This is a genomic window from Blautia sp. ZXY-1-C6, from assembly GCF_056339875.1.
Window position 1 is genome coordinate 1 of record NZ_JBWJVQ010000099.1, and the last position, 13,465, is coordinate 13,465.

The 13,465-nt window shown below is 40.4% G+C and carries 13 protein-coding genes; all 13 read right to left on the bottom strand.

Features of this window, described 5'->3' with window-relative positions; genetic code table 11:
* Positions 1-357 (bottom strand): PHP domain-containing protein (locus tag AC075J_RS03645; RefSeq protein WP_476390017.1); only part of this gene is annotated, 357 nt, incomplete at its 3' end.
* Positions 358-771: 414 nt separating this feature from the next.
* Positions 772-1,944, bottom strand: coding sequence for a multiple monosaccharide ABC transporter permease (mmsB, locus tag AC075J_RS03650; protein WP_118339250.1), 1,173 nt, complete (start codon positions 1,942-1,944; stop codon positions 772-774).
* A 5-nt stretch (positions 1,945-1,949) separates the two neighbouring features.
* A complete protein-coding gene (mmsA, locus tag AC075J_RS03655) occupies positions 1,950-3,488 on the bottom strand; it encodes a multiple monosaccharide ABC transporter ATP-binding protein (protein WP_118339253.1) in 1,539 nt (512 codons plus the stop codon).
* Between the two features lie 170 nt (positions 3,489-3,658).
* The gene (gene chvE, locus AC075J_RS03660; protein ID WP_373217961.1) at positions 3,659-4,675 is read right to left on the bottom strand and encodes a multiple monosaccharide ABC transporter substrate-binding protein; all 1,017 of its coding nucleotides are present in this window, start codon (positions 4,673-4,675) and stop codon (positions 3,659-3,661) included.
* Between the two features lie 405 nt (positions 4,676-5,080).
* A complete protein-coding gene (locus tag AC075J_RS03665; RefSeq protein ID WP_107571888.1) occupies positions 5,081-6,274 on the bottom strand; it encodes a site-specific integrase in 1,194 nt (397 codons plus the stop codon).
* A gap of 79 nt (positions 6,275-6,353) precedes the next feature.
* Positions 6,354-6,557, bottom strand: coding sequence for an excisionase (locus AC075J_RS03670; RefSeq protein ID WP_009905235.1), 204 nt, complete (start codon positions 6,555-6,557; stop codon positions 6,354-6,356).
* A gap of 418 nt (positions 6,558-6,975) precedes the next feature.
* Positions 6,976-7,233 (bottom strand): helix-turn-helix domain-containing protein, encoded by a 258-nt coding sequence (locus AC075J_RS03675; protein WP_006858660.1) that lies wholly within the window; start codon positions 7,231-7,233, stop codon positions 6,976-6,978.
* A complete protein-coding gene (locus tag AC075J_RS03680; RefSeq protein ID WP_015529193.1) occupies positions 7,214-7,654 on the bottom strand; it encodes an RNA polymerase sigma factor in 441 nt (146 codons plus the stop codon). The genes AC075J_RS03675 and AC075J_RS03680 overlap by 20 nt, the downstream gene beginning before the upstream one ends.
* 523 nt (positions 7,655-8,177) lie before the next feature.
* Entirely contained in the window at positions 8,178-8,666 is a 489-nt protein-coding gene (locus AC075J_RS03685; RefSeq protein WP_015529194.1) for a hypothetical protein, read from the bottom strand.
* Positions 8,667-8,668: 2 nt separating this feature from the next.
* On the bottom strand, positions 8,669-9,721 hold the full coding sequence (locus tag AC075J_RS03690) for a sensor histidine kinase (protein WP_015529195.1): 1,053 nt from the start codon (positions 9,719-9,721) through the stop codon (positions 8,669-8,671).
* Positions 9,718-10,401, bottom strand: coding sequence for a response regulator transcription factor (locus tag AC075J_RS03695; RefSeq protein ID WP_476390018.1), 684 nt, complete (start codon positions 10,399-10,401; stop codon positions 9,718-9,720). The genes AC075J_RS03690 and AC075J_RS03695 overlap by 4 nt, the downstream gene beginning before the upstream one ends.
* A gap of 37 nt (positions 10,402-10,438) precedes the next feature.
* On the bottom strand, positions 10,439-12,589 hold the full coding sequence (locus AC075J_RS03700; RefSeq protein WP_118588189.1) for an ABC transporter permease: 2,151 nt from the start codon (positions 12,587-12,589) through the stop codon (positions 10,439-10,441).
* On the bottom strand, positions 12,579-13,361 hold the full coding sequence (locus AC075J_RS03705) for an ABC transporter ATP-binding protein (RefSeq protein WP_118588191.1): 783 nt from the start codon (positions 13,359-13,361) through the stop codon (positions 12,579-12,581). The genes AC075J_RS03700 and AC075J_RS03705 overlap by 11 nt, the downstream gene beginning before the upstream one ends.
* Positions 13,362-13,465: the final 104 nt, after the last annotated feature.

Sequence of the window (13,465 nt, forward strand, 5' to 3'; positions counted from 1 at the left end):
GCTTTCTGTATTCTCCAGCTTAGACCCCGGCTTCATGCATGGCATATGCAGACTGGCGATCACCACATCCATCCTCTCCAACGTCCGCTGCGCCAGATCCACAGTTCCCTGCGCATCCAGAATATTCACCTCGGACCCCAGAAGCAACTGAATCCCATACATCTCCCTGGGCACAATTTTCAGATTCTCAAAATAATACTTATGACAGGTTCCCGGCATAGCAGGCGCATGCTCCGTAATCCCCAGAACCTCCAGTCCTTTCTTAGAAGCTGCCTTCGCCATCTCCCTAAGTGAACAATATGCATGTCCACTCACCAAAGTATGTGTATGCAGATCCAACACTGAATTATATCTCATAACAACTCTCTCCTCATTTCGTAAAAAATCTTCCCCCACATTATACTTCCACCCCCACCCATTTCTCAAGCACATTTATTATTTCAGAGGATTGCTATAAGACACACCTCTCCTCCCCAGCCAGTAACCAGCACAGAAAAATAGTTTGTTTCGCGTGCATTTGCAGGATACTTAGATATTCTTGGTCAGAAAAAATCTGCGTTATGAGAAAACAGAGACACTGTCTGAGCCGCAGGCGAGTTTGGCTCTGTTTTCTCATGCTTTTAGCAGATTTTTTGTGGCCTAGAATATCTTAGTGTCCGAAACCGCACACGAAACAAACTATTTTTCTGCGCGTCCCTTAATAAAAAAAACAGAGCCTGCATCTTGGCAAGCCCTGCAAAAAGATTCCATTTCAAGGAGAAATTCAATTTTTTATTTTACGATAAAAGATTTTCTCTTGCTGACAACATCAAAGATAACCGCTGCCAGAAGTACAAGTCCCTTAACAACCTTCTGAATATTCTGGTCAATACCCATAATACTCATACCTAAGTTCAGAACACCCATCAGAAGAGCACCAATGATAACTCCGGGAACAGTACCGGTTCCACCATAGGCAGAAGCACCACCAATGAAACAGGAACCAATCGCATCCATCTCAAAGTTTGTACCTGCCTGCGGGTTAGCTGAATTCAGACGCGCCATGGTAACCATACCTGCGATAGCTGCCAGAAGACCCATGTTTAAATAAGCCAGAAAATAAACTTTATTAGTATTGATACCGGAAAGTTTCGTAGCCTTCTCATTACCACCAACTGCATAGAAATAACGACCTGTAGTAGTTTTGGAAGCAATATATGTATAAATCGCAATAATCACAGCAACCCAAACCAGAGAGTTCGGAATACCTTTATACTGAGCCAGACGGAACATAAATGCCAGAACAACTGCACAGATCAGGACCATCTTAACTGCCGCACCGCCAAAAGCTTCCACACTGTAACCCTTTTTCGCACGGTCTGCACGATTTTTCATTACAAGTAAAACATAAACAATACAAACAATGATACCAACTGCAAAACATGTAACATTAAATCCTTCTTTGCCAACAAAATCAGGAATGTAATTGTTAAACAGTGCCAGATAAGAATCAGGCATTGGAGCCAGTGTCTGTCCCTGAAGGACTACGTTTGATAAACCACGGAACGCAAGCATACCTGCCAGAGTTACGATAAACGGTGGGATTCGTACATAAGCAATCCAGAATCCCTGCCATGCACCGATTGCAATACCTGTGATCAGCATAACAAGCATTGTAAGATATGGATTCATATTATTGAGAACCATCATCTTACCGCCGACTGCTGCAACGAAACATACAACAGAACCAACAGAAAGGTCGATGTTACCACCAGTTAAGATACAGAACAACATACCTGTTGCAAGGATAAATACATATGCGTTCTGAGCTACAAGGTTATTTACGTTCTGCGGCAGAAGCATAACACCTTTGGTGTTTGCTGTAAACATGATGACTACCAGAACCAGAACGATCACCATGGTATATTTCTTTAATACTTCTGAAAAACTAAGCTTTTTCTCCATCTTCTTTACGCTCCTTTTCCTGATTTTACGATCTTTGACATGATCAGTTCGGAGGTTGCCTCTTCTTTGCTGACTTCTCCTACGAACTTGCCTTCATTCATGATATAGATTCTGTCTGACATTCCCAGTACTTCCGGAAGTTCAGAAGAGATCATGATAACAGATTTGCCTGCTGCAACCAGATCGTTGATAATACAGTAAATTTCGTACTTCGCACCTACGTCGATACCACGAGTAGGCTCATCCAGGATCAGAATATCCGGTTCTGCGAACATCCATTTCGCAAGAAGGACTTTCTGCTGGTTACCACCACTTAAGTTACCTACATTCTGCTCAACAGATGGACATTTTGTTTTCAGCTTTTTCCTGTATTCTTCGGCTACTGCATACTCTTTATCTGCATCGATCACCTGTCCATTGCTGATGCCTTTCATATTTGCAAGTGATGTGTTCATTTTGATGGATTTGGAAAGGATCAGTCCGTTTCCTTTTCTGTCCTCTGTAACATAAGCAAGTTTATTATCGATTGCTTCCTGTACAGTGTTCAGTTTCACTTCTTTTCCGTTCATAAAGATCTGACCGGAAATCTTGGTTCCATAGCTCTTTCCGAAGATACTCATGGCAAGCTCTGTACGTCCTGCACCCATCAGTCCGGAAATACCCACTACTTCCCCTTTATGGATCTTAAATGATACATTGTCTACTACTTTACGTTCTGAGTACAACGGATGATAAACAGTCCAGTTCTTCACTTCCATGGAAACAGCTCCGACTCTTACATCTGGGCGTTTCGGGAATCGGTCTGTCATCTCACGGCCAACCATACCCTGAATGATACGCTGCTCTGAAAAGTCATCTACTTTCTTATCCAGAGTCTCAATGGTAGAGCCGTCACGGATAACTGTGATCTTATCCGCTACATAAGAGATTTCATTTAATTTATGGGAAATGATAATCGATGTCATTCCCTGTTCTTTAAATTTCAACAGCAGATCCAGCAGTGCCTGAGAGTCATCTTCATTCAGAGATGCTGTCGGCTCATCCAGGATCAGGAGTTTCGCATGTTTCGCCAGTGCTTTCGCGATTTCTACCAGCTGCTGTTTACCTACACCAATATCCTTGATCAAAGTTCTGGAGGATTCCTCCAGTCCTACTATTTTCAAATATTTGTCTGCTTCTCCATAGGTTTCATTCCAGTTGATGGAGAAGGATTTACCTCTTTCATTACCCAGGTACATGTTCTCGCCGATGGTCATATAGGGAATCAGCGCAAGTTCCTGGTGAATGATTACAATTCCTTTTTCTTCACTGTCTTTGATTGTATTGAATTTACAGATTTCACCGTTATAAATGATGTTGCCTTCATAGGTTCCATACGGATAAATACCACTTAATACATTCATCAGGGTAGATTTTCCGGCACCGTTCTCACCTACCAGTGCGTGGATCTCGCCTTCTTCTACCTGAAGATTTACGTTATCCAGTGCCTTTACACCCGGGAAAGTTTTGGTGATATTCTTCATTTCCAAAAGTATCTTAGCCAATTTCTATTTCCCTCCCTTTCCATAACAAAGCATTTAAGTACGTCTTGGAAAGAAACGGAAATTTCTTCCAAGATAGATTTCTCTAAGATAGTTCTTCTTGTAAGATAAATACTTATTACTGATTAATACAGGCGGGAACTGCGCCCGCCTGTACAGTTTGTTAATTCTTATTATTTAATCTGATCCTCTGTATAATATCCGGAATCAATCAGCATTTCTTTGTAATTATCAACAGTTACAACAACCGGATCGCAAAGGTATGTCGGGATAACGCCTGTGCCGTTGTCATAAGATTCTGTATCGTTGATCTCCGGTTCTTCGCCTTTCATGATAGCGTCAACCATGTTAACTACTGCAGATGCAAGAGCACGTGTATCTTTGAATACGGACATAGCCTGTTTTCCTGCTACAAGGTTCTTAACGTTTGGTGTATCACAGTCCTGACCAGTGATGATCGGATACTCTCCTGTGTAGGAAGCTGCAAGTGCGTTTTCTACACCAAGTGCTGTGGAGTCGTTGGAGCAGAGAACTGCGTCAAGGTTTGTTCCGTCAGAGTAGTTACCAGCGATGATTGTATCCATTCTGTCCTGAGCTTTTGCACTGTCCCAGTTAGCAGTTGCAACCTGCTCGAACTCTGTCTGTCCGGATTTAACTACCAGTTTGCCTTCGTCGATGTATTTCTGAAGGACATCCATTGCTCCGCCGAAGAAGAAGTTACAGTTGTTGTCACCAGGATCACCTGTGAACAGCTCGATGTTGAACGGTCCGTCCTGATTGTCAAGATCAAGTGCATCTACTAAGTATTCGCCCTGTTTCTGGCCTACTTTGTAGTTATCAAATGTTGCATAGTATGTAACTGCATCGGAGTTCATAAGCAGACGGTCATAGGAGATAACCGGGATTCCTGCTTCTTTTGCCTGTTTCAGAGGCTCTCCAAGGCTGCTTCCGTCGATAGATGCAACAACCAGAAGATCACATCCGTTGGCTACCTGGTTCTCAAGCTGTGAAACCTGTGTGCTTACATCGTTAGATGCATACTGAAGGTCTACTTCGTAGCCTGCTGCTTCCAGCTCTTTCTTCATGTTCTCGCCATCCTGATTCCATCTCTGAAGGTCTTTGGTAGGCATTGTAACACCGATCAGTTTCTTATCATCCGCTTTAACAGCTACACCCGGGATAACTACCATTCCTGCTACCATTGATGCACAAAGAATTGCAGATACGACTTTCTTTCTCATTGTAAAAATCCTCCATTTCTTTTTACGTTTCTCACGTTTTCTTGATAACGTTACTATAGCACAGGGCAATCTGGACATGTTTGGCAAGAAACAAGACATTTTAAGAAAAACAAAAAATGCCCTGCACAGGACAGGACATTTTTGTTGCAAGATAATGCTATATACTGATTTTTTAAGAAATCACAAAGTAATTTTTGACTATCTTTTCAAAAGTTCTTATATGCCGGTATAGCCTATTGTTACAGGCTTTTCCGGCATTTTTCGTTATGGAAGATATTCTCAAATCTTCTTATATCCCCGTATGTTTTGATGTTCAAAAGTAGTATGTGGAGTAGTAAATTCTCCGTTTACTACTTATGCAATCAGCCGCTTCATTTCTGTTATCGACGTTTCGGAAGTCGTATGCGCGTAATAGTTCAGTGTCATGTTGATGTTAGAATGTCCCATGATGTACTGTAATGCCTTTGGGTTCATTCCTGCATTTGCTAACGTGGTGCAGAATGTGTGGCGTAAGGTGTGCGGTGTCATTACCTTTGGCAATGCTACCTTTTGCGTTTTGTTGTATTTCCTTACAAGCCCCCGGAACATACTTTCATAGTTGACCGCCACTTTTGGCAAGCCGTTCCGGTTAAGGAACAGAAACTTTGTGTAGCCCTCCAAAATAACAGGCTGTGCATATTTCCGTTTGTTCAGCACCCGCTGAAATGCTTCCAACACTTTTTCACTCATAGGAATAACCCGGTTGCCGCTTTTCGTCTTAGGTGTTTCCACATAGTAGCCCACGTCTGCAATCTTCAAAAGTTGGTGGTCTACATGGATAAGCTGTTTGTCTAAGTCAATGTCAGCTTCCGTCAATCCGCAGAGTTCCGAAATGCGAAGCCCTGTCCCTAACAGTATGATAATCTCGTCGTAGTATTTCTGATAGACTTTATCATGCTGCACAAAGGACAAGAAAGCCGCTTCCTGCGTAGGGGATAGAGGTTCCTTTGGTTCTGTATCATCTTCAAGGACTGTGTTCAACTGGAAGTCAAACGGATTTTTACGAATACAATCGTCCTGTATGGCTGTGTAAAAGGCAGCCTTTAAGGAACGCTTGTGGTTGTTGATAGTTTTGAAGCCGTAACCTTTTTCTTTCATGCGTAACGCCCATTCCTTTGCGTCGGAGAGCTTCACATTTTCAATCCGGCAGGCTCCAAGTTTATCCTCCTGCAAAATCCGCATGAGCTGTTTTCGCCCCTGCTTTGTACCATGCCGCACATTTGCCCGGTGGCGTATCTGCTTTGCGTAGAGTTGGCAGACAGTCATTTTCTTTCCGATATGGTCGATACCGTCGTCAAGGTCTTTTTGGATTTCTTTCTCTTTTTCCCTCAACGCTATATCGTCGCGCTTTCCTGCCGGGGTTTTGTCCGTAGGCACTAACTTCCAAGAATAAACAAACTGCGGTTTCCCAAAGGTATCTATATATTTGTAGGCATATCTCCCGTCTTTTCTCTGGCTCTCTCCGGTGCGGAGAATACGATTTTTATTATCCCGTCTTTTTTCCGACATCGTTATGCTCCTTTCCATAATGGAAAGAGCCTTGATATGCTTGACTACATTGTACCACATTCAAGGCTCGATTTCACTATCAGATTGCGTCCACCGTATCAATCATTTTTTCAAACTGCTTCCGCTTAATCTGAATACGGTTTCCGTTCATCATTACCCAGTCCGGGACGGGATTTTCTTCTGCCAGTTTCCGCAGCTTGCTTTCTCCGATACGGAAATATTTTGCCGCTTCTTCTATGGTAAGAGTGTACTTTTCCCAAATCGGCACGTCGTTATTGTTCAATTTGTCGTCCCCCTTTCTTAATGGGTCAAAAGTTAATGTGTAACATAGGCTTTAATCGGACGGCTATTAGCGTAACCTCATGGGACTTGCACCCCTCCGGCGGTCTGCCGAAGCCCTACCCATTGCCTGCGACGCTTCTAACGCTCGGACTATGGCTGTAAGGAAGTATCATTATATATTCTGTGCGTTATCGCCCGCAGGGTGCTATCCCTGCTTTACGGTGTGGTATTTCTCGCTCGCTTTTCGGTTAAGAAAAAGGTCATGGCGTACCCACCGCATGGCTCGGCACAAAAGGAACGTATCCGATTTGCCTTATACTGCGTCGCCGTTCTATTGCGCCGCTTTCTTTGTCAAAGAGCAGAGAGCTGTTCTGCGATATGGAACGGAAAAGGGAGAAGCGTTCCAATACCGCGTTGGTTTATTCAGCCCTAAATGTGAGGATTGCCCTCATCAGTTTTGCTTGCAGCCTTTCGCGTATTTCTTCGTCTACTCCAAAATAAACATTTCCTCGCTCATCATAGAGCTTCCGCATGGAAAGACTTGCTATATAGCCGCTGAAATGCTGCAATACAATCTTCATTGCGTCCGGGTCGCCTTTGCTCGCCGCCAAAATAACGGGATAGGGAACAAGGGCATTTTCCGGGTACTCGGTCGGTTTACCATTCAATCCATTCATCAGCGTTTTCCTCCAAATATTTTTTTAACTGCTCAAAGGAGCTTGTCCGGCGATACTGTACCGTACTTCTTGAGATATTGAGTTGCTTTCCGATTTCTATATCAGTCAATCCCTCAAAGTAATACAGCAGTATAATTTTGCGCCGTTCTTCGGGCAAAGCCCGGATAGCTTCAAGTAGCAGTTTTGGGGTTATTTCTTTTCCTGCCATTTGATAAGACGGCTCTGCTTCTTCGTCTTGAAAATACTTATCGACGGTATAAAGTTGCCGTTCCTCATGCAAGGCAAGGTTGGAAAAAGTAACCTCCCGAACTCTGCGCCGACGAATTTCTTCATGGGCGTTGCACGCTTCGTTGTGCAGCACTGATTTACAGAACTTTTGAAACGCACATTGCTTTTCAAATTCCCTGCGATTAGGTGTCATGGTGTTCACCTCCTTTCTGCCGAAAGGCGGTAGTACCTCCCCTTTTCGCGGGATAATACAGGCGACTTTTTGCTTTGCCAAAAAGAGGACAAAGTTTTTGAAAAAATCTTCTGTAAACGCAAAATACGCCCGCCCGAAAAAACTCGGACAGGCGCAGAGGAATTAAAAGAAGTATTCAGATGATTTGACAATTCATATATATAGCCGCAATAACCCCTTGTAGGAGGCGGGCTTTTTTTGATAAGGTATTCCTTATCTGTATGTATTCATTCTTTCCTTTTTTCACAATGACAACCTCCCAATATACCGCCCCTGCTGATTGCATGGGATAGAGAGTGTCAAAGTGCTTTAAGCAAAAAGAAACGGCGGCTTTTCCATAAGCCACCGTTTCAAAGGCGCGTGAAAATATGTCTGCTTTACGACGGCTTTTTTTCTTTTGCCGTCGCGCGGCAGATTTAGTCTATTTTATATCCATTTGTTATAATATTTGCAATATCTAAATTTATTCTCTGTGGTTATTCAGTCACTTTTTTCGCCTTACCAAAAACAAAACACAAGCAAGAGAAAATACAATACTACATATAATGTACGTCCAATTAAAAAATGAAATATTGATTAAATATTGTGCAGATTGACTTTTAATGAAGTTAACATATGGCATATTGTTACCAATAGTTTCCATAACTTCAACAATGTTTGTCGGACTTAAATTATATAAAAACGAGCCAAACAAATATAATGTGATTTTTTCAACGATAGATGGTAGAAGAATAGCCAATACATAAAACCAAATTTTGTATTGATTACAGGATTTCCATAAATATATTGTTCCTAAAAGATACGGTATAATAGCAAGTAAACCGCCTAAAAGGGGTGTATATAAATGAAAGCCTAAAACAATAAATACAATACGAATTAAAAGGTACACTCCTAAAATAATTATCCAGTTCAGTAACAATACCAAAATAGAATTTTGCTTTTGTCCGTTTGTTACGTTACTCTGTTGTTGCATTTCTACACCTCCCGAAAGAAAGGACGTTCCACTTTTGGAAACGTCAAGGTTACGGTTGTTCCACCATAAGAATTAGTCTGTATTTCCACTTTTATAGTTAGGTCATTAGCCATTTTTTGAACAAGGTATAACCCCATGCCTGTAGAACGGCTTAAATAACTTCCTGTATCGCCGGTAAAACCTTTATCAAAAACAAATGGCAAATCCGATATGGGTATGCTCATTCCATTATCGTTAATAGATAAGATGATTTCTTCACTTTGTGAAGCTTCATTGATTGAGAATTGAAGAAAGGGAGAAGATTTTTTTTCAGCATATTTTACACTATTACTAATAATCTGTCCTAAAATAAACATTAGCCCTTTTTTGTCGGATATAATTTGATATTCATTCCCCAAAAACTCAATAGAAAATCCGGCTTCTTCAAGCAGAGTTACATTATCCTCAACTGCTTCTCGACAAGTCCTAAGAATAGATAGTGGTTCAAAATAATAATCTTTATGGACAGCACCAAGCCGAGAAAAATAAAGGATTTGTTCAACATCTTGCCGCGCATGGTCACGCACGTAAAGCATACGAGTATGCACTAAAGGGGACATTTCGTTTTTTCGATTATCCAATAACAATGTCATAAGCGATAGTGGCTTTTTAATTTCATGCGCCCAATTTTCAATATATTGTTCATAGTCCGAAATCTTTATTTTCTGTTCGTTCACATATTCCTGCTGTGTTCTCAAATGCTGTCCCAATTCACGAACATAGGGACGTAATAACGCGGGTACAATTTCACATAGTAAGTATTCATTAGTATCATCTGGTTCCAATAAAAAACTATGAAAAACAACATCAGCTTTGTTACTTTTTTTGATTGATATAGTAATCGGTATAGTAAGTGCAGCCAATGAAACAAAAATTATCAAGGCAACATAGCTTGTGAAATATTCCGGGTAAGCCAACCAAGCAAGGAATATAAAGAACAAATCCAAACACATAAATGTTATAAACCAAATTCGATTAGAAGAAATAGCAATTAAAAGATTTTTCCATTTATTCATATGTCCACCTGCTCTTTCAAACGGTATCCTTGCCCTCGCACCGTTTCTATACGTTCTTCAAGCCCAAACTCCCGAAGCGTTTTTCGCAGCCGAGTAAAATTTACTTGTAATGCATTTTCGTCTATAAATTCTTCTGTTCCCCATAGTCTAATGCATAATTCTTTTTTAGAAACAATCTTAGGGCTATTTTTCAAGAGAGCAAGTAATATTTTTCCTTCGTTCGGTGGCATAAGGTAAGAGCTATTCCCTACATAAATTGTAAAGGTATTCGGGTCAAGTAAAAAACCACCTCCATCAAGTAACCCTTGCTGTACCTGTTCTTCTTTACGTCGAAGAAGATTTTTAATTCGGGCAAGTAAACGTGACATATTACAAGGTTTTGTTAAATAGTCATCAGCCCCCAAGTCTAATGCGTGCAGTTCGTCCTGCAATTTATCTCTTGCAGTCAATACGAGTACCGTACCAATCTGTTTAGCTTTCAACTCTTCACATATTTCAAAACCCGAACGAAAGGGAAGATTGATGTCAAGCAAAATTAAGTCGGGAAAATATGCTGCTATTTCTGATACTGCGTTTTCAAAATCCGATAATCCAATCGTATCATATCCCGATTTTTCTAATAAGTTCAACAGTTCTTCTCGCATATAAACATCATCTTCAACCACAACTATCTTTGCCAATATGTCCGCCTCCTTTCCCATAATATTTATAAGCCTGTTAAGAATTGGGCTTGTAATTGAGCTTTCCTATTTCACGATTAGCTGTTCGAGCAACAGCCACACCGTAAATTACCATAACAAGAACAACAATAACAGCCATAGCAATTAAAAGAGGATAGGACTGTTCAAGGTGTTCCGCTCCTGAATATAAATATAGCTGCATGGCATATATCCCTACTGCTCCGCTGATACACGCTAATATAAGAGGAAGCAGGAAATACCATAATACTTGTTGGTTGATAGAACGCTTAATTTGTTCACGTCGTGCTCCTAAAATAGAGAGTGTTAGATACCTTGATTTTGTAGTTTGCATTTGCGTCAAGAATTGCAGGGCAAGTAATGCACACGCAATAATCAAAAACATAAATCCCATGTATAGTGTTGTATAACTTCCGGAAATAACATAAAATAATTGTCGCCCAAAATTATTAAGATAGCTTTCGTAATATAGACCAGATGGTTTTAACAAATCACGAGCTTCCATAATCGGTAACATTAAACCTTTTGTTTCAACAAGTTCATTAGGAATACAAAAGTTCCAATAAACCATACAAGTGTCTGAATTTACAAATTCTGAATATATCTCATCTGAAACAATCAATGCAGTTATAATCTTGATATTTTCATCTGCGGTCAACCCTTTCATCGGTACGGAGGGAACAAGATAAAATGGTCTTTCGTTGATAGAAAGCGACGCTTCATTATTCGCCTGTGCGTCTGCTGCAATTTGATTTAACAGTGTAACCGTTTCATCTTGAGCATTACCTAAAAAATCTGGGTTGAGATAATAGACAACTTCATTGTTCCCAAGGCTAATCTGTTCTTCTCCCGCGGCATCCAATAACCGATTATAGGAAGATACAGGAAGCAAATAAGGAGAAGAACTACCAGTATCAATAAGACCTAAAAGGTTTAAGGCAGCAGGTTGGTCGGAGCCAAAACTATACATACCATCTTCTTGTGTGGCAGGGTCTACTACATCTTGAGGTAAATGCTGCACGATTTGTTTCCTAAATTTCGACCAATCAACAGGAGAACTTATCCCATCCGAAGCAGTGGATTTTATATTTCCTATTTCCATACGGTTCAGATTTGATACATAAGGACGAATTTGTTCGTTGGAAAGATACTTCTCAACAATTTGGTCGTTGCCCATTACAGTAAAGTCATAAACAGAAGTACCTCGTGTCAATTCACTTCCATATGACATTATGCGCACTGAGCCGTCGGTAATTAACATAATAGTAAGCATCATCAGAATGGACGCTACGCTGATTGAAATATATTTATTAACGACATTTTCATGCAACTGCCGTAAAGTAAATACATAAAGTCCTCTTGTGGCTTTGTGTTTTATAGAAGCTGCCCATATACTCAAAATTCTTGCAAGTCCTCGAATAAATAGAATTGTTCCGATAATTCCAAGTAAAACGGCAATAAGCAGCATTGCCCCACTCGCAGCCATAAAATGCTCTACAACAATCCAGTACGCGACAAGCAAAATTACGGTGCCTATAGCAAACGATACGAAACTTACATATGGATTCCCTGTGCGTTGCTTTTTCGCCATCTCTCCATAAACAAGTTGATGTAGCTCTTTACGGAACAGCTTTCCGCATAGAACAAACAATGCTACAAACTGAATAATCAAGAAGCCTAACGATGTGAAAATAGCGGCACTTACAGAAAAACTTAATTGGTGTGTAATGATACCATGCCCTACTAAACGCGCGGTTGTAAGACTTATAGCTTCGGATAAAAAGCCACCGCATACAAGCCCTCCTAAAAGAGCTAAAAACGACGTGATTAGCCCCTCTGTCATTATTTGAATAAATAATTTAATCTTTGTCATTCCAAACATCAAATAAAGCCCCAGTTCTCGACTACGACATTCAAGTTGATATTTGTTTGCAAATACTACGAGAAAGAACACAAATAATAAAGCACAAAGATAAACCGTCGGTAAAAGATTAGTAAGCAACCGTTCTACTGCGTCGCTCTCAATTTCACTTAAAAAACGTATTACGTCCTGTTGTCCAAGAGAAAGCACTATATAAAACATTGCTACGGCTGTTATCATTGTCAGAAAATAAATTAGGTTTTCGCTACGGCTCCGTTTGGCGTTTCGCCATGTGAGATTAAAGAACATTTGCACTTCCTCCCCCCATTCGAGCCATCACTTGTAAAATACGTGCATAAAAATCTTCCTGTGTTTCATTTGGAATTTTACGACGTAACTCATGGAAAATAACACCGTCTTGAATGAACAAAATACGAGAACAGAAACTCGCGGCGTTAGGGTCATGCGTGACCATTAGGATTGTGCGTCCACGCCTAAGATTGATTTCCTGTAACTTCTCCATGAGTAAACGTGCTGATTTTGTATCTAATGCACCTGTAGGTTCATCAGCCAAAATAATATCGGGGTCAGAAATCAAACTACGTGCAGCAGCTACGCGTTGTTTTTGACCGCCCGACATTTGTGACGGAAATTTAGAAAGAACGTCTGTAATTCCAAGAAAATCTGCTATATCTTTTAGCTTTTTTTCCGCTGTAACAATGTCAATATTATGAATTGATAAAGGCAATATAATATTTTCTTTACCAGTTAGATTATCAAGTAAAGCAAAATCTTGAAATAGATAACCAATCTTGTTGCCACGATATTCAGCCAACTTCGTGCCATCAAAAGAGCTTATATTGGCACCTGAAAGTAAAATTTGACCTGAAGTTGGTTTAATTACCGTCGCAATACAATTTAATAATGTAGTTTTACCGGAACCACTTGCACCCATAATACCCAAATATTCACCATTGAGAACATTAAATGAAATCCCATTTAGAGCCTTTGTGGGGACACCATCTTTTGTGTAAACTTTATGCAAGTCGCACACTTCCAAGAGTTTTTCTGTATAATTCATTTTTACACCTCGCCTTGTGGATTGTTGATTGTTTACCAGTTATAATTTTACTGCGTAATAACTCAATGTAACACTTACATTTGATGTAAGGTTTTACGTAAGGA